Source organism: Sphingobium sp. B8D3B (assembly GCF_025961875.1).
Classification (GTDB): domain Bacteria; phylum Pseudomonadota; class Alphaproteobacteria; order Sphingomonadales; family Sphingomonadaceae; genus Sphingobium.
In genome coordinates, this window is the sequence record NZ_JAOQON010000001.1 from 802,159 (window position 1) to 819,333 (window position 17,175).

Annotated in this window: 18 protein-coding genes; 4 read left to right on the forward strand and 14 right to left on the reverse strand. The window is 65.6% G+C overall.

Annotation, left to right across the window (positions count from 1 at the left end):
* Window positions 1-15: 15 nt before the first annotated feature.
* From fdhD to M2343_RS03745, 10 genes are all read right to left on the reverse strand, one after another.
* Window positions 16-810, reverse strand: coding sequence for a formate dehydrogenase accessory sulfurtransferase FdhD (gene fdhD, locus M2343_RS03700; RefSeq protein WP_264575637.1), 795 nt, complete (start codon window positions 808-810; stop codon window positions 16-18).
* Window positions 776-1,051 carry a formate dehydrogenase subunit delta gene (locus M2343_RS03705; RefSeq protein ID WP_264573033.1) on the reverse strand — a complete coding sequence of 92 codons (276 nt, stop codon included), beginning with the start codon at window positions 1,049-1,051 and terminating at the stop codon, window positions 776-778. The genes fdhD and M2343_RS03705 overlap by 35 nt, the downstream gene beginning before the upstream one ends.
* A gap of 5 nt (window positions 1,052-1,056) precedes the next feature.
* Window positions 1,057-3,912 carry a formate dehydrogenase subunit alpha gene (gene fdhF, locus M2343_RS03710; protein WP_264575638.1) on the reverse strand — a complete coding sequence of 952 codons (2,856 nt, stop codon included), beginning with the start codon at window positions 3,910-3,912 and terminating at the stop codon, window positions 1,057-1,059.
* Window positions 3,902-4,468 carry a molybdenum cofactor guanylyltransferase gene (locus tag M2343_RS03715; protein ID WP_264575639.1) on the reverse strand — a complete coding sequence of 189 codons (567 nt, stop codon included), beginning with the start codon at window positions 4,466-4,468 and terminating at the stop codon, window positions 3,902-3,904. The genes fdhF and M2343_RS03715 overlap by 11 nt, the downstream gene beginning before the upstream one ends.
* Window positions 4,465-6,006, reverse strand: coding sequence for an NADH-ubiquinone oxidoreductase-F iron-sulfur binding region domain-containing protein (locus M2343_RS03720; protein WP_264575640.1), 1,542 nt, complete (start codon window positions 6,004-6,006; stop codon window positions 4,465-4,467). Before M2343_RS03720 ends, M2343_RS03715 begins: the two co-directional genes overlap by 4 nt.
* Window position 6,007: 1 nt before the next feature.
* Entirely contained in the window at window positions 6,008-6,442 is a 435-nt protein-coding gene (locus M2343_RS03725) for an NAD(P)H-dependent oxidoreductase subunit E (RefSeq protein ID WP_181559896.1), read from the reverse strand.
* Between the two features lie 182 nt (window positions 6,443-6,624).
* Complete coding sequence (locus M2343_RS03730) at window positions 6,625-7,332, reverse strand: glutamine amidotransferase (RefSeq protein ID WP_264577485.1); 708 nt, start codon at window positions 7,330-7,332, stop codon at window positions 6,625-6,627.
* 31 nt (window positions 7,333-7,363) lie between these two features.
* Entirely contained in the window at window positions 7,364-7,528 is a 165-nt protein-coding gene (locus M2343_RS03735) for a hypothetical protein (protein ID WP_264573028.1), read from the reverse strand.
* Between the two features lie 238 nt (window positions 7,529-7,766).
* Window positions 7,767-8,636 carry a hypothetical protein gene (locus M2343_RS03740; RefSeq protein ID WP_264575641.1) on the reverse strand — a complete coding sequence of 290 codons (870 nt, stop codon included), beginning with the start codon at window positions 8,634-8,636 and terminating at the stop codon, window positions 7,767-7,769.
* A 15-nt stretch (window positions 8,637-8,651) separates the two neighbouring features.
* The gene (locus M2343_RS03745; protein WP_264575642.1) at window positions 8,652-9,974 is read right to left on the reverse strand and encodes a replication-associated recombination protein A; all 1,323 of its coding nucleotides are present in this window, start codon (window positions 9,972-9,974) and stop codon (window positions 8,652-8,654) included.
* 226 nt (window positions 9,975-10,200) lie between these two features.
* Between M2343_RS03745 and M2343_RS03750 the strand changes: the two genes are divergently transcribed.
* The gene (locus tag M2343_RS03750; RefSeq protein WP_264575643.1) at window positions 10,201-10,758 is read left to right on the forward strand and encodes a PadR family transcriptional regulator; all 558 of its coding nucleotides are present in this window, start codon (window positions 10,201-10,203) and stop codon (window positions 10,756-10,758) included.
* A 67-nt stretch (window positions 10,759-10,825) separates the two neighbouring features.
* Window positions 10,826-11,137: a DUF2218 domain-containing protein gene (locus tag M2343_RS03755; RefSeq protein WP_264575644.1), complete on the forward strand. Its 312-nt coding sequence runs from the start codon at window positions 10,826-10,828 to the stop codon at window positions 11,135-11,137.
* Between the two features lie 18 nt (window positions 11,138-11,155).
* Here the strand turns inward: M2343_RS03755 and M2343_RS03760 are convergent, their stop codons facing one another.
* The 3 genes from M2343_RS03760 to M2343_RS03770 all read right to left on the reverse strand — a co-directional run bounded on the left by M2343_RS03760 (window position 11,156) and on the right by M2343_RS03770 (window position 15,631).
* Window positions 11,156-13,723, reverse strand: a complete 2,568-nt coding sequence (locus tag M2343_RS03760; RefSeq protein ID WP_264575645.1) for an HWE histidine kinase domain-containing protein — start codon at window positions 13,721-13,723, stop codon at window positions 11,156-11,158.
* On the reverse strand, window positions 13,713-14,345 hold the full coding sequence (locus tag M2343_RS03765; protein WP_264575646.1) for a biliverdin-producing heme oxygenase: 633 nt from the start codon (window positions 14,343-14,345) through the stop codon (window positions 13,713-13,715). Before M2343_RS03765 ends, M2343_RS03760 begins: the two co-directional genes overlap by 11 nt.
* 134 nt (window positions 14,346-14,479) lie before the next feature.
* Window positions 14,480-15,631, reverse strand: coding sequence for a glycosyltransferase family 4 protein (locus M2343_RS03770; protein ID WP_264575647.1), 1,152 nt, complete (start codon window positions 15,629-15,631; stop codon window positions 14,480-14,482).
* Window positions 15,632-15,746: 115 nt separating this feature from the next.
* Here M2343_RS03770 and M2343_RS03775 point away from each other — a divergent pair, with 115 nt between their 5' ends.
* Window positions 15,747-16,406 carry an MOSC domain-containing protein gene (locus M2343_RS03775; protein ID WP_264575648.1) on the forward strand — a complete coding sequence of 220 codons (660 nt, stop codon included), beginning with the start codon at window positions 15,747-15,749 and terminating at the stop codon, window positions 16,404-16,406.
* A 50-nt stretch (window positions 16,407-16,456) separates the two neighbouring features.
* Window positions 16,457-16,696, forward strand: coding sequence for an HNH endonuclease (locus tag M2343_RS03780; RefSeq protein WP_264575649.1), 240 nt, complete (start codon window positions 16,457-16,459; stop codon window positions 16,694-16,696).
* 20 nt (window positions 16,697-16,716) lie between these two features.
* Here M2343_RS03780 and M2343_RS03785 read toward each other — a convergent pair whose 3' ends face one another.
* Complete coding sequence (locus M2343_RS03785) at window positions 16,717-17,172, reverse strand: c-type cytochrome (protein WP_181559886.1); 456 nt, start codon at window positions 17,170-17,172, stop codon at window positions 16,717-16,719.
* Window positions 17,173-17,175: the final 3 nt, after the last annotated feature.

A 17,175-nucleotide genomic window follows, 5' to 3' on the forward strand; every position in this document is an offset into this window, starting at 1 on the left:
AGGCGGTCGAGACAGTCAGCCCGCCGTGACGCGGAGCACTTCGTCCGGCCGGGCCAGCGCATAGAGCGAGAGGCCGGCAGCCTCAGCCCGGGCTGCCGCCATGCTGGTCGGGACCGAGATGGTCACGAGGGTGTGCGCGCCGGCGCGGACCGTTTTCTCCACGATCTCATAGCTGCAGCGCGCCGTGGAAAGCACAAAGCCGGCGGCCATCGTCTCCCCTGCGCGGGCCATGGCGCCGACGAGCTTGTCCAGCGCATTGTGCCGGCCGACATCCTCGCGGGCCATCAGGATTGTGCCATCCTGCGCGACAAAGGCAGCGGCGTGCATCCCGCCTGTGGCGCGATTGCCCGGCTGATGCGCCCGCAAGGCGTCCAGCGCCGCGAAGATCGCCGCCGGTGCGAGCGCCTCATGCGCGGCGACCGGGGGGAGGGCACGCGAAACGGCTTCCAGATTATCGATGCCGCACAGGCCGCAACTCGACTCGGCCACGCGCGTGCGCACGCGCTCTTCAAGCTTTTCGAGCGCCAGTGAGGTGATGGTCGCACGCGCGATCCAACCGAGATCGGTCTCGACGATATCGATGTCAGTGACATCGCCCGGTTGCGTGGCCAGACCTTCAGTCAGCGCGAAACCGGTGATGAAGTCGTCCAGATCAAACGGACTGGCCATCATCACGGCATAGGAAAGGCCGTTATATTCCAGCGCGACCGGCACTTCCGGCGCAAAAGGGCGCGCGACCGGACGGCTGGAGCCATCCGGTCGAAGGGCGACGAGGTCAGCCGGCGTCGTTATAGCCAGGATCGTTCTCATCCGCGCTCGCGAATTCGGTGGCCCGCGTCATGTGCGGCACCGGCCCATCCACCATGGCGATGGCGCGCGCGGCGAGCGGCGACATGTCGGCGGGGTCGACGGCCTTGATGCCCGCGAGCATCCGCGGATCCCAATACATCTTGATATGGTCGGCGGTGGCGAGGGCCGCCTGATCGTGGCCCAACGCTTCGAAATTCCGCGCGATCTGGTTCGCCATGTAGATGAGGCGGCTGGCTTCCATGATGCTTACTCCGCCGCTTCAGCCGTCAGGCTGGCCACGATCCGCCGCGAGCGCTCGGACCAGCTGTTATAATCCTCCTGCCAATCGGTCGGGCCGTTGGAGGGCGTGATCTGGACAGCCGTCACCTTGTACTCGGGGCAGTTGGTGGCCCAGTCCGAATATTCGGTGGTCACGACATTGGCCTGCGTGGCGGGGTGGTGGAAGGTGGTGTAGACCACGCCCGGGGCAACCCGTTCGGTGATCGTCGCCCGCAGCGTCGTCTCGCCGGTGCGGCTGGAGAGCTTTACCCAGTCGCCATCCTTGAGGCCGCGATTCTCGGCATCCGTCGGGTGGATTTCCAGCAGATCCTCAGGGTGCCAGGCGGTGTTGCCGGTGCGCCGTGTCTGGGCGCCGACATTATACTGGCTGAGAATGCGGCCGGTGGTCAGCAGCAGCGGGAAGCGTGGGCCGGTCTTCTCGTCCGTCGGTACATAATCGGTGACTACGAACTTGCCCTTGCCGCGCACGAAACCGTCCACATGCATGATCGGCGAACCCTCGTGGGTCTCGTCCTTGACCGGCCACTGCAACGATCCCTCGCGCTCCAGACGCGCCCAGGATACGCCTGCGAAGGACGGGGTGAGACGGGCGATCTCGGCCAGGATTTCGCTGGGATGCTCGTAGTTCCAGCCAAGCTCCATGGCGTTGGCGAGAAGCTGGGTGATCTCCCAGTCGGCATAGCCATTGGCGGGCTCCATCACCTTGCGGACCGGCTGGATGCGCCGCTCTGCATTGGTGAAGGTGCCGTTCTTTTCAAGGAAGGTCGAACCGGGCAGGAAGATATGCGCGTAGTTCGCCGTTTCGTTCAGGAACAGGTCCTGCACGATGACGCACTCCATCGCCTTGAGGCCTGCAGCGACATGCGCGGTATTGGGGTCGGACTGAAGGATGTCCTCGCCTTGGATATAGATCGCGCGGAACGTGCCGTCGATCGCGGCGTCAAGCATATTGGGGATGCGCAGGCCCGGCTCGGCATCCAGGGTGACACCCCAGTCCGCCTCGAACAGCGCGCGGGTCTCATCGTCGCTGATGTGGCGATAGCCGGGCAATTCGTGCGGGAAGCTGCCCATGTCGCAGGCACCCTGCACGTTGTTCTGGCCACGCAGCGGGTTCACGCCCACACCGCGGCGACCGATATTGCCGGTCACCATGGCGAGGTTGGCAATCGCCATCACGGTCGAGCTGCCCTGGCTGTGCTCGGTGACGCCGAGGCCATAATAGATGGCGCCATTGCCGCCGGTCGCAAACAGGCGGGCCGCGCCGCGCAGTTCCTCGGCGGGCACGCGGGTCACGGGCTCCAGCGTCTCGGGGCTGTTGCGCTCCTGTGATACGAACGCTGCCCAGTCCTGATACTCGTCCCAGTCGCAGCGCTCGCGGATGAAGGCTTCGTCGGCCAGGCCTTCGGTGACGATGACATGCGCCATGGCAGTGAGCACGGCGACGTTGGTGCCGGGCTGCAGCGCAAGATGGTGCTGCGCGGCGATGTGCGGCGACTTGACCATGTCCGTCCGGCGCGGATCGATGACGATCAGCTTGGCGCCCTGACGCAGGCGGCGCTTCATGCGGCTCGCGAACACCGGGTGGCCGTCCGTCGGGTTGGCGCCGATGATCAGGATCACGTCGCTGTCCATCACGCTGTCGAAATCCTGCGTGCCGGCGGACGTGCCGAAGGTCGTCTTCAGACCATAGCCGGTCGGCGAGTGGCAGACGCGGGCGCAGGTGTCGGTATTGTTGGAGCCAAAGCCGGCGCGGATCAGCTTCTGGACGAGGAAGGTTTCCTCATTGGTGCAACGCGACGACGTGATGCCGCCCAATGCGCGCGCACCGTGGGCGGCCTTGATGCGCTTGAGTTCGGATGCGGCGTAGGAAATCGCCTCGTCCCAGCTCACCACCTGCCAGGGATCGTCCACGCTCTTGCGGATCATCGGTTGGGTGATGCGGTCCTGATGGTTGGCATAGCCCCAGGCAAAGCGGCCCTTGACGCAGCTATGGCCGCGATTGGCCTTGCCGTCCTTCCACGGCACCATGCGCACCAGCTGCTCGCCCCGCATTTCCGCGCGGAAGGTGCAGCCGACGCCGCAATAGGCGCAGGTGGTGACGACGGCCCGCTCGGGCTTGCCAATCTCGACCATCGCCTTTTCCTGAAGCGTGGCGGTGGGGCAGGCCTGCACACAGGCGCCGCACGACACGCATTCGGAAGAGAGGAAATCGTCGGACGCGACACCCGCAGACACCATGGAGCCGAAGCCGCGGCCGTCGATGGTGAGCGCGAAGGTGCCCTGCACCTCGTCACAGGCGCGCACGCAGCGCGAGCAGACGATGCACTTGCTGGGGTCGAAATCGAAATAGGGGTTGGACGTGTCCTTCTGGAGACCCAGATGATTATCGCCCGTGTAGCCATAACGTACATCGCGCAGACCGACGGCGGCCGCATTGTCCTGCAGTTCGCAGTCGCCATTGTCCGAACAGGTCAGGCAGTCCAGCGGGTGATCTGAGATGTAGAGCTCCATCACACCCTTGCGCAGCTTCTGCAGGCGGGGGGTCTGGGTGTGAACGGTCATGCCGTCCATCGCCGGCGTGGTGCAGGAGGCGGGGGTGCCGCGCATCCCGTCGACCTCGACCAGGCAGAGGCGGCAGGAGCCGAAGCTCTTCACGCTGTCTGTGGCGCAGAGTTTGGGAATGTCGCCGCCGCATTCGGCAGCCGCGCGCATCACGCTCGTGCCTTCCGGGACGGTGACGGAGCGACCGTCGATGGTCAGCGTGACCATCTTCTCCGATGTGGAAGCGGGCGTGCCGAAATCGGCCTGAGGTTCATAGCCCATGACGTTCAACTCTCTCCAGGTCAGCAGCAGTGTTGATATTAACAGGTTCGCGCGGCAATTGCACGGCGCGCGCGGAAATACGGTTCGCGAAGGCCTTCATCGAATGCACGCCCTCGCTCTTGAGGATGTCGAGCGCGTCGCCGGCCGCCGAGGCGGGCCACAGGCCGATCACCGGCAGGCTCTCGACATAAGCTGGGTATGGCGACAGGCGCTGCAAGAGGTCTTGCGGCAGATCGATGGCATCGCACGGCACGCTCAGCACGGCGGGGAGCCCGCGCGCCTGCGCTTCGAGCAAGGCCGCAGCGAGTCCGGCAAGCGGCCCCATGTGCGGGGCGGGCTGGTCGGCGATACTGGCCACGCCGTCATGTTCACGCCCCACCATGATTGTCTGCGCACTATGTGCAGCCACGGCGTCGATGGCATGGTCGATCAAAGCGCGACCATGGAAGGTCGCCACGGCCTTGTCGCTGCCGAAGCGCGTCGACTTGCCGCCAGCGATCACTGCGCCGAGAACGGCCGCGCGATCGATGGGGAGCAGGCCGACGCAGCAGCTCATTCAGCCGCCTCGGGGAGGCTCTGACGGGCGCCGAAATCCTCGGGCCAGTGCTTGAGCGCGCTCATCACCGGATAGGGGGTGAAGCCGCCCAGGGCGCAGAGCGAGCCGAACTTCATCGTCTCGCAGAGATCTTCCAGCAGGACGATCTCGTCCTCAAGGCTGCGCGGCGCGGTGGGGGCGTTGTGCATCTGCGGCAGAGCCTCGAGCGTATCGCGCTGGCGCGGTACGCGCGCCATGATCCGGTCGATCAGTTCCTTGCCGCGTACCGAGCCGATGCGGCAGGGCGTGCACTTGCCGCAGCTTTCCGCCGCGCAGAATTCCATGGCGAAGCGCGCCATGCCGGCCATGTCCGCACCTTGGCCGAACACGGTGATGCCGCCATGGCCGATCAGCGCATCGACGGCGGCATAAGCCTCATAGTCGAACGGAATGTCGAACTGGTCCGGGTGCAGATAGGCACCGAGCGGACCGCCAACCTGCGCGGCCTTGACCGGCGAGCCGTCGTCCGTGCCGCCGCCAATCTCGTTGACGAGCTGGCCAAGCGTGATGCCGAACGCCGTTTCGTAAAGGCCGCCATGCTTGATGTTGCCAGCAAGCTGGATCGGCATCGTGCCGCGCGAGCGACCCATGCCATAATCGGCATAGGCCTTGGCACCCTCGGCCAGAATGTAAGGCACAGCCGCAAGGCTGAGCACATTGTTGACGATGGTGGGCTTGCCGAACAGGCCGACCAGTGCCGGGATCGGCGGCTTCGCCCGCACTTCGCCGCGCTTGCCTTCCAGGCTGTTGAGCAGCGAGGTTTCCTCGCCGCACACATAGGCGCCGGCACCGACGCGCACTTCCAGCACGAAGGGCGCAACGAGATGCGCGCTGCGGCGGATCGCTTCTTCCAGCTTGGCGATGGCGTGGGGATATTCCGAGCGGACGTAGATATAACCCTTGGTCGCGCCAGTCGCGAGGCCGGCAATCGCCATGCCCTCGATCAGGCAATAGGGGTCGCCTTCCATGAGCATACGGTCGGCAAAAGTCGCGCTGTCACCTTCATCGGCATTGCAGACGATGTACTTCTGGTCTGCCACGGCCGCCGCGACGGTGCGCCACTTGATGCCGGTGGGGAAGCCGGCGCCGCCGCGACCGCGCAGGCCCGAGGCCACGACTTCCTCGACCGTCGCCTCGGCGCCGATCTCGCGAGCGCGGGCGAGGCCTTTCCAGCCGCCGGTGGCTTCATAATCGCCCAGTTCAGTCGGGCGCGTCTTGCCGGCGCGGGCGAACGTCAGCCGCTGCTGCTTGGCAATGAACGGATGCTCGGCAATCACGCCGATGCCGAGCGGCGACGAGCCGTCCAGAATCGCCGCAACATCATCGGCCGTTGCAGGGCCGAAGCCTTTGCCGTCGATCTCCACCAGCGGCTCCAGCCACTGCATGCCCCAGCTCGAAACCCGCTCGACGGTCACGCCCGCCCTTGCAAAGGCATCGGCAACCGCGTCGGCACCGCAAGCGATGGCCAGCGCGTCGTCAGAAATGCGCACCATGACCATGTCAGGCAATCTCCCGGATCAGCTTGTCGAGCTTGGGCGCGTCCAGCCGGGCATGAACGGCATTGCCGATCATCGCATTGGGGCCGACGCTGCACAGGCCGAGGCAATAAATGGTTTCGATCTTCACGCGCTCGCCGGCCGCGGCAACCGCGCCATCGACCAGCGCTTCGACGCCGCGTGCCTTGCAGGATTCCGCACGGCACAGCTTGAGCACCGGCGCGGCCTTGGGCTCGGCGGTGAAATCATGATAAAAGCTCACCACGCCATGCACTTCGGCGCGGCTGAGGTTGAGCGCGAGGGCGATCTGGCGCTTGGACGCCTCGTCCACGCAGCCGAACTCGGCCTGCACGTCATGGAGGATGGGGAGAAGAGGCCCTTCGCGGCGGCTATGGCTCGCGATGATCTCGTCCAGCCGATCGGCTTTGGCGTCTCTCATGCGCGCGGGTCTCCCAAGTCTTCTTTCGTTGCTGAAATTCGTTTGTGTTACTGCCTATTTTTTGCGCGGCTGGCAAGCGCAAACCGCTGGATCGCGTTGTTGCGAGAGGCTTGCAAAAGGCGGCGTGCACGCATGGCCCGCACGCTGGTCAGACTGGTGATGTGACGATCATGCGAGCGCCATCACGCGGCCGCTTTCAGTCCCGCCAACCAGTCGCCGAGCATGGCGCGCCCGGCGGAAACGGCCCGAGGTCCGAGCCGATCATGGGCGGCGCGCAGGCTCTCGTTGCAACCGCCGGATTCCGCCGCAGCCTCCGGCCATTCCTCCATCCATTGATAGAAGCGCGCATCCTCGCCCATTTCGGCATGGAATTGTAGGGCAAGCAGATGTTGTCCCCGCCGGAAGGCCTGATGCGTATAGCGGTCGCTGGACGCAAGCAGTTGGGTGCCTTCCGGCAGGGTGAACGTGTCGCCATGCCAGTGCAGAACCGGCACGTCGACAAGATGAGAGAGCGGGCCGGTGCGGCCGGCATTGTTGACCTTGACCGAATGAAAGCCGACCTCCTTGACCGGGCCGGGATAAACCTTCGCGCCGAGCGCCGCCGCGATCATCTGCGCGCCGAAGCACACGCCGAGCGTGGGGCGGTCGGCCGCCAGCCGCAGCGCCAGGCGGCGCAGCTGGCAGGCGATCCACGGATAGCGATCCTGCTCATACACCCCCATCGGCCCGCCCATCATGATGAGCAGATCGGGTTCTCGCAGGTCGAGCGTGGCGAAGGCGGGGTCGGTCACATCGATCCGGTGGATCGCATAGCCGGCCGCTTCCACCGGCTCCCGATATCCCGCCATGCCCTCATGGGGGACGTGCCGAATCACAAGCGCGCGCTTCATCGTCATCGTCATTGGCCTCTCGAAATGAGTGTCAGAGGCCGAGGCGCGACCAGAAGTCACTGGCACTGGCGAGGGGCGGCGAGTCGTGCGGGGCCGCAGGCGCCAGTCGCCAGCTTGGATGCGGAAGGGGCGTCAGCGCGCGGCCGGCTCGCTGGGCATGATTACGGTTACGGCGAGGAATGGAACGGATAGCCATATCGTTTCTCCAGTACGGAGCACGAAGCCGGCGTTGTCGCGTGGGATTCGTGCGCTTTAGCGGTTGGTGACGCGGAGCAAGCTGACAAACATCAAAAGCCGCGTTCCGGGCTGGAGGCGGCAGTGCCGCCCGTCATTCCGGACAAGAGGGGTTTAAGCCGGGAGGCATGAGTCCGGCAATCAAGCGATCTTTGCAGGGGTGATAGTTTAGCTCGGCCGGCCACGCGATCGTTTGCGCGTCAAAACACGCCGAAGGTCCAGCCTTCCGTCCGTGCCAGTTCCGGCGTCAGCGCCTGCGGTGCCCACAGGGCCGGCTCGCCATGCACCAGCCGCAGCCAGGCCGCGCTGAGCAGCGCATCGGTGGCATGGTCGCTGTACCGGCCGGCGAACCGCACATGCGGCCCGCTGGCAAGACGCGCGAGGCAGGCATCCAGTTCGGCCTCGCGAACCTTGGTCTGGCCCTTGCGCTTGCCGGCGGCGAGCGCGGCAAGGCTCGTGTAAATTTCCACGATCAGACTGCCTGAGCCGGGGTCGGCATCGAACGGCCAGATCGGCATGTCCGTCTGGATACGGTGCAGCACCCGCATCCCGGTCAGGCTGGATTTGCCGACCTGCGCCGCACCGACGAGATTGAGGTTGCTGCAGGGATTGAGGCCCTGTGCCTGCTGGGCCAGCTCCGTCTGGCGCAGCCGCCCGCGTCCCCCGCCGAACAAATCACCCTCCCGGCCCCCATGGCGCCGGAAATGCCGCGCGGCCTCCGGGTGATCGACAAAGGCGCCGGCCCCCAGATGCGGCTCGTCGGCGCAGATGTCCTCGACAAGCGCCCAGAGTTGGCGGGCGTTGGGTGGAGTGCGATCCCAGCCCGGGAAGAAGGCGCCCTTGTCGGCGAAGGGCAGGGACGGGCCGAGATCAAGGCCGACCAACGTCTCGCGCGGCATGTCGCGGCGCATCCAGTCGAGCACGTCGGGGCGTGACCAGATGTGGCCGGGGCGGACCAGCGCCGGGCCAGCGCCGCTATCCGCGTCGCAGATGGCGACGGCAACGCCCGGCTGTCGCGGCCCCTGTGCGCCCGACCAGTCGATTGCGGCGAAATGGCGGAAGCGGCTCACGGGTGGCGGGCGGGATCAGTCACCGCGCAAGTCGCGCCGACGCTCATCCCACCAGGCGATGCGCTCGGCGATCCGCTTCTCGAACCCGCGCTCGGTGGGCGCGTAAAAGGTCTGCGGCGCCATCTCCTCGGGCCAGTAATTGTCGCCTGAGAAGCCGCCTTCCACATCATGATCGTAGCTATAGCCCTTGCCATAGCCGATCTCCTTCATGAGCTTGGTCGGCGCATTGAGGATGTTCGCGGGCGGCATCAGCGATCCGGTTTGTTTGGCGCTGGCAAAGGCCGCTTTTTGCGCCTTGTAGGCGGCGTTGGATTTGGGCGCGGTCGCGAGATACAGGCAGGCTTGCACGATCGCCAGTTCGCCCTCGGGCGAGCCGAGGAACTCGTATGCATCCTTGGCGGCGAGGCATTGGGTGAGCGCCTGCGGGTCGGCCAGGCCGACATCTTCGCTGGCGAAGCGCACCAGCCGGCGCAGGACGTAAAGTGGTTCCTCGCCCGCGACCAGCATCCGCGCGAGATAATAGAGCGCGGCCTGCGGATCGGACCCGCGCAGCGCCTTGTGGAGCGCGGAAATCAGATTGTAATGCCCGTCGCGATCCTTGTCATACACCGGCATCCGGCGGTGAAGCAGGGCCGCAAGACCCGCCGGGTCCAGCGGCTCGGTGAGGCCGATGCCCTGCAGCGTCTCCACCTGATTGAGCAGGAAGCGGCCATCACCATCAGCCGAAGCCACGAGCGCGGCGCGGGCATCGTCGGTCAGCGGCAGCGGTGCGCCGGTCAGGGCTTCCGCACGGGAGATCAACGTATCGAGCGCGGTCTCGTCCAGCCGGCGCAGGATGAGCACCTGCGCGCGGCTGAGCAGCGCCGCGTTGAGAGCAAAGCTCGGATTTTCGGTGGTGGCGCCGACCAGCGTGACGGTGCCATCCTCGACATAAGGCAGGAAGCCATCCTGCTGCGCGCGATTGAAGCGATGAATTTCATCCACGAACAGAAGCGTGCGCTGCCCGGCGCGGGCGGCGTCGCGCGCGGCGGCAAAGGCAGCCTTGAGGTCCGCCACGCCGGAAAAGACCGCGGAGATCGGCGCGAAGCGCATGTCCACCGCTTCGGCCAGCAGTCGCGCCAGCGTGGTCTTGCCGGTGCCCGGCGGTCCCCACAGGATCATCGAGGAGAGCCGTCCCGCCGCGACCATACGCCCGATGGCGCCGTCAGAGCCGGTGAGGTGGTCCTGCCCGACCACGTCATCGAGCGTGCGCGGGCGCAGACGGTCGGCCAGCGGCGCATCCGCGCGAGGCTCGGCAGGGCTGGAGGCGGCGGCAAGGCCGCCGAAGAGATCAGACATGCGAACTCATATAGGTCGGCCCGTCACCGGTTGCACGGGCCAGCTTGCACCGGAGGACGGGCCATTCGCAGGCACGCTCTAAAAAAACGCAAAAGGGACCTTGCGAAAATGAGTCTAAGATATATCTTAGATCAATCTGAATTTTGGAAGGATTGAATCTTTGATGTTTCACACACGCACACATGGACGGTGCGGCCCGAATGGGCACCGTCATGCGCTCAAGGCCATGATGGGCCGGGGCGGTCGCTTCGGCGGCGGCTGGGGCGGCGCAGATTGGGACGGGCAGGGCGGCCATGGTGGTTCGCGCGGCGGCCGTCGCGGACGCGGACGCCTGTTCGATGGCGGCGAGTTGCGACTCGTGCTGCTCAAATTGATCGGCGAGGGGCCGCGCCACGGCTATGACCTCATCCGTGCGATCGAGGAACTGACCGGCGGCGCCTATGCGCCCAGCCCCGGCGTCGTTTATCCCACCCTCACCCTGCTTGCGGAAATGGACCTCATCGCCGACAGCGAGAGCGAAGGCGCGCGCAAGCTGTACGCGATTACCCCCGCAGGAGAGGCTCATCTTGCCGAGAAGGCCGAAGAAATCGGCGGCCTGATGGACCGGCTCGCCGGCCTCGGCGCCGAGCAGCATCGATCCAACAGTGGCCCGGTCCGGCGCGCCATGGGCAATCTCAAAACGGCTCTGATGGGCCGGCTGCGCGAAGGCGAGACCACAGACGATCTGCCGCACGAGATCGCCGCGATCCTTGATGAGGCAGCGCGGAAGATCGAGCGGTTGTAAGACTGCACAGCATAATTTCAATCGCTCCACCGCCGGACGGTGGAGCCACCAACAGAAAGACAATCTCATGAACAGCGCAACAGCCAGGGTGCCCACGCAGAGCGGCAGCCGCTACCTCCAGCAATTGTGCAAGCACTGGTCGCACAACCTCAAGGTGGAATTCACACCCGAGCGCGGCACGATCGTGTTTCCGCGCGATGCGCGCGGCGCCGATTGGCCGGCTGACGCTCTGGTGACGATGGTCGCGCAACCCGAAACGCTCGACGTGACCATCGACGCCAGCAGCCCGGAGCATCTCGAAGGGCTCAAAAACACGGTCGCCCGCCATCTCGACCGCTTCGCGTTCCGCGAGGCGCCGCTCAGCTTCCCTTGGTCGTGAGGGTTTGAACCGGCGCGATCAGTCCGCCGGTTCGGTCTTCAGTTCTGCAAGAGCGGCTGCGATCTGCGCCGTGCCATAAGGCTTGGTGACGATCGGCACGGCGTGGAAGCGCGAGGAATCGAGACCGCTGCCATAGCCCGTCGCAAAGACGAACGGGATGCCGCGTTCGGCCAGTGCCCTGGCAACCGGCTCGCTCGTCTCCGCGCCCAAATTATAATCGAGCATGGCGACGTCGAGCGGGACGGTCGCACAGGCGCGCAGGGCAGCGGTGACGCTGGAGGCGACCTCGACCTTCTCGGCGCCGAGTTCCATCAACGCGTCCTGCCCGTCGAGCGCGATGATGAGGCTGTCTTCCACCAGCAGCACGCGCTGCCCGGCAAGCGGCAGCTTCGCCGGCTCGCGCAGATCGGCAGACGCGCCGTCCGTCGCGTCGATTCGGTCCTCCGGCGCGACGCCGGCCACGAAGCGGGAGGGAATGCAGAAATGCGCCTTCACACCGCTCAGTCGGTAGTGAATCTTCGCATCGCCCCCCAGATCGTGCGGGACGGTCTTTTCGATCACCGTCGACCCAAAGCCGCGGCGGGAGGGCGGGGTGACCGCCGGCCCGCCGAGTTCGGACCAGTCGATCAACAGGCTGCCATCCTCGTCCTGCTGCCAGCTGATCAGTACCGTGCCGCTATCGGAGAGCGCACCATATTTGGCGGCATTGGTCATGAGCTCGTGGAAGACCAGCGAGAGCACGGTGAAGGCGACCGGCTGCAACAGGATGTTGGCGCCTTTGGTTTCCACATTGGTCCGCTTGTCGCGCAGGAAGGCATTGGCCTCGATGTCGATAAGATCCCGCAACCGCGCCGGACCCCAGCGATCGCGCGTCACCTGGTCGTGCGCACGAGCGAGCGCCTGCAGGCGATCGTCCAGATTGCGGGTGAAATCCTCGACGCTGGCCGCCCCGTCGCGGGTCTGCGACACGAGTCCGCGGATGAGCGAGAGGATATTGCGCACGCGGTGATTGAGCTCGGCGATCAGCAGCTCCTGCCGCTCCTGCGCCCGCTGCCGCTCCTCGCCTGCGCTCTCGGACAGGCGGATGAGCACTTCCAGCATCCCGACCCGCAGCGCTTCGGCAACGCGGCGCTCGACCGTGGTAAACGGCAGGCTGCGGCCCTTCACCAGTTGCGACCAGCTTTCGAAGCTTTTGCGCGGGGTGAGCCGGTCGCCATTGGGTCCGAGTTCGACCGGCTTCTCCGGGTTGCCGCCCCAGCGCACCGAGCGCATCTGTTCGCTGCGGAAGAAGACCACATAGTCACGCGGCTTGCGTGACAGCGGGATGGCGATGAGGCCGGCGGCGACATCCGCATAGGCAGTCGCCTCGGGCAGGACGGATGAAATGCAGTCCGTCGCGAAGACCTCGCCGTGCGAAAGCTGATTGAGGATGGAGACGAGGCTTATGAACTGCTCGCGCGAGGGCGTCAGGCCACTCAGCGAGACAGAGCCGTCAACATAAGCCCCGACGCCATCGGCGGGAATGGTATCGAACACAACCTCGCCGAGCCAGTCCGCGTCCCGCAGCAGGTCGCCATCCTGCGCGATGGAGGCCATCAAGCGATCGGTGGCGCCGCGTGCGCGCGACTCATAGCCGGCATTCTCGCTGCGTTCCCGGCTCTCGAGCATCAGCGAGAAGATCTGGCCGAACAGTTCGGCGGCCGTACGCATGGCGAGGCCAGGCAGGCGCGGCTGATAATGGTGGCAGGCGAAGAGCCCCCAGAGCTTGCCTTCGACGATGATCGAGATCGACAGCGACGCGCTGACGCCCATGTTGCGCAGATACTCGACATGGATGGGCGAAACCGCGCGGAGCAGGCAGAGCGACTGGTCGAGGACCGCGCCGCTCGGGTCGGTCTGCGGCACGATTGGCACCGGCTCTGCATTCACATCAGCGATGATGCGGAACGGATTGCGCACATAGAGCTGGCGCGCTTGTGCCGGAATATCCGACGCGGGGTAATGCAGGCCAAGGAAGCTGTCGACGCCAGCGCTCAGCGCCTCGGCAACGACCTCGCCCGAGCCTTCGGCATCGAAACGATAGACCATAACGCGGTCGAAACCGGTGATCGCCTTCACCTGCCGGGCGCTCTCGCGAATGAAGGAGGTGAGCGTATCGGCCTGGGCGAGGCGCGACATGAGCGTGCGGACCAGCGTCGCCGCTTCGCCTGGATCTTCGAGCGCGGGCTCGCATTCGATGACGATGCTGTTGCCCGAGAAATGCACGGCGACATCGTAGAGCTTGCCATCATCGAACAGCGGCTGCGAGAATAGGCGCTCCACGGAATCATTGCCGCGCAGCATCGAGATCCGGTTGCGGATGTCATGCTGAGCAGCGGGCGTAATGAGATCGGTGAGCTTGGAACCCAGCAGCGCATCCGCCGATTTGCCCGTGAACGCGGCGATATTGTCCGATACGCGACCGATCATCCAATCGGCACTGACCGCCAGCAGGAAGCCAAACGGCTGGATCGTCCCGAGAATATGGATCGGTTCGCGGTCGCAATTGGTGAGATCGACCCGAAAGCCGGCAGGATCATTGGCCAAGTCTGGCTCCCATCGCGATGGCGCAATTTCGGTAAAGGGCGAAGGTCCGGGTCGCTGCTGCGCGGGTTTCGCGCTGCCAGATGGGGCCGTGAGTCAGGGCCTGATCTTCCAGAGCGGCGATGAAGGCGCGCCACGCGCCTTGAGGATGCACGGCGCTCAGATAATCACGCGGAAAATCGTCGGGCACGCGGCGCGCGAGCATCGCGCCACCCAGGCGCGAGCCTTCCGTCACATAGGCAGCACCCCAATGAGCCGCCGTGCTCGGGGCCCATGTCAGCGGCTCGGCCTCGGGCACGGCCTGGCCCAAGGCGTCGAGGTCGGCCGTCAGGGCCTGAACGCGCGCGGCGGTGTCGATATTCGGCGAGGCTGAGCGCAGCCAGCGCTCGAGCGGCACCAGCGCCGCTGCATGGGCAGACAGAAAACGGCCGTAACTCGCACGGCTCGTCAGATCGAACTGGCTGAACAGGCTGTCGACTTCGTCGTGGTCGGCACGCGTCTCTTTCTTCAGGACTTGATGGAAGGCCACTGGCTGAGCCGCGGCTGTTGTCGGGATTTCCGCCACGCCGGGATCAGTATCGAAAGACATTGCCGTGAATTTACAGCGCGTGCCGGCAATATACAACGCGTGATCTTGCGAGCCGCGGCGAAAGGAATGGCGCAATTCGGGGCAGGGGCGGCCTTTGTCTCATCGGACGCATAACGCGCCGAGAGATGAACGGTTGCACGCAGTCACACTCAGTCTTCGTCGCGGTGTGATCAGCCGGCGCGGCGCTTCGCCAAGCCGCAATATGTTTCAATCATTGCGGCGTTCACCTGATCCCATTTATAGTTCTGCACCCGCAGATGCCCGGCTTGCCCCGCCGTTGCGCGCAAGGCGGGATCTTGGATGAGGCGTTGGATGGCGTCGGCATAAGCCTGCACATCGCGCGGCGGAACGAGAAAGCCGGTCACACCGTCCGCGACCAGATCAATCGCGCCTGTGGCGCGGGCAGCGACCACCGGCACGCCCGCCGCCATGGCTTCGGTCGTCACATTGCCAAAAGTCTCGGTGACCGAGGGCATGAAGAAGATATCCATGCAGGCGGCCGCCCGACCGAGGTCATCGCCGCCCTGAAAACCCGCAAACACCGCCTCCGGCACCCGCTCGGCAAACCACTGACGTGCCGGGCCTTCGCCGATCACCAGTACCCGATGACGCACGCCGCGCGCCTTGAGCGCTGCGATCACATTCGCAAAGACGCCGAGGCCCTTTTCCAGAACAAGCCGCCCAAGGAAGCCGATGGCGATCTCGTCATCGGCGATGCCGAGCGATCGCCGCCAGCCATTGTCCCGCCGCTGCGGGTTGAACCGGGCATGATCGATGCCGCGGGACCAGATGCCGATCGGCGTCGTCACGCCCCACTCGCGCAGCAGCGTCGCCATGCTGCCGCTCGGCACCATCACCTGATCGACGCGATTGTAGAAGCGGGTCTGCAGGCGCACCAGCAACGGCTCGATGAAGCCAAGGCCATAATAGCGCGGATAGGTTTCAAAGCGCGTGTGCAGGGAGGCGACGCAGGGAATGCCCTCCCGCCGCGCCCAACTCGATGCGCGATGCCCCAGAATGTCCGGCGCTGAGACGTGGACGATATTGGGGGCGTAAGCCGCAAGGTCCGCCCGAGTCTGCGCTGAAAGCCCCTTGGCGAGCCGATATTCGCCCCGGCCGCCCGGCATGGACCAGCTCGGCACCGACACCAGCTCGCCAGCCGGTTCGAATGCTGGTGGATCGATGGTGGGGGAATAGACACGCACGCTGGCGCCGCTCGCGAGCGCAGAGGCCATCAGATTGTTGAGGGCCTGATTGGCGCCATCGCGGACGTAATTATAGTTGCCGCTGAACAGGGCAATGCGGAGGTCGCTGGGGAGCATCGAGGCCCTATAGCGAGGCGCGCCGTGCGGTCAAAGTGCTGCTGCACCGTCGGCGGGAACTTGTCCGTCCGTTGTTGCACTGGCGCGACTCACAGGGGTCGTGTCATGACAGGACATGGACGAGCTTTCCCTTTCCCTTTCCGTCGAAGCGCTGCTGGTCGGGTCGCCGGCCTTGCTGGCGCCTCGCGTGATGAGTGCCATGGGCAAACGACCCGTTCGCGGGCCGGTGAGGATCGGCTGGCTGGGGCTCGAGGGCGATAGCGTCGCTGACCCCCTTCATCATGGGGGCCATGACAAGGCCGTCCATCTCGTGCCGCAGGAGCATTATGCCTGGTGGCGCGGCGTGCTGGACGATCATCCGCTGCTCCACGCACCGGGCGCATTCGGCGAAAATCTCGCGACGCGCGGGGCCACCGAGGCCAATCTGTGTCTGGGAGACCGGTTCGCGCTTGGCAGCGCCGTGCTGGAGATCAGCCATGGCCGCCAGCCCTGCGCCAAGCTCAACGCGCGCTTCGGGCGCAAAGACGTGCTGGGTCAGGCCATCGCGAGCGGCCATTGCGGTCTCTATCTGCGCGTGATCGAGCAGGGCGAGGCCAAGGCAGGCGATGCGATGATCCTGCTGGAGCGCCCCTTGGAAGACTGGCCGATTGCGCGGGTGTTCAACCTGCTGATCGCAGGCGGACATAAGGCCGATCCGGCGGGCGTCGCACAATTGGCCGAGACCCGCGTCCTCGCCGACGCGTGGCGGGTGCGGGCGGAAAAGCTGGCGCGCTGAGCTAGGCGTTGGAGCGCGCTTCTGATTCATGCTGGCTGTGCGAACGGCCATTGGGTGCACGCATCGAATGGCATCATCCTGTGCCCAAGGCCAAGGGCGGCCGGGAGACGGTGCCGTTGCACCCGATCTGCCATCGCGCGCTCCACGCGCATTTCAGCAATGGCCAGCTGGCGCGGATCGGGCGCGATCAGGCGGCGTTGCGCGGGGATCCCGCGCTCGCTGCCTTTCTGCGCTGGGTTGCCGGCAAGCCGGCGGACTTCCATGCGCCGACGCGCAAGCCCGGCCGTTAAGGGGCGGGGCCTGCACCGGCTCAGCGCATCGCCTTGACGTCCTCGGCGGTGATCGCATCCTCATAATGATTACCGAAATGCGTGCGGACATAGTTCACCACATTGGCGACCTGTTGGTCCGTCATCATCTCCCCCACCGGCGGCATGCCGTTCAGGCCCTTGAGCGTCACCAGCATGGGATAGCCACTGGCGGCCAGGTTGGGGTTGTTGGCGAGCGCCGGATATTTGCCTGCGCCCGTCGCGCCGGCTGCGTCCGGCATGTGACAGGCGGCACAGACCCGGCGGTACATTTTTTCGCCATCGGGTTCGCTGAACCGCCCCGGCATCACGAACGCCCCGTCGGCATCGCCTTGCTGGGCGACCAGAGCGGCGGGATCGCCCTGGCGTGGCTGGGCAGCATCCTGCGCGAGTGCGACGGAAACCGAGCCGGTGAGAATGCCGGCGGCGAGGCCAAAGGCCAATGTGCTGATCTTCATGAT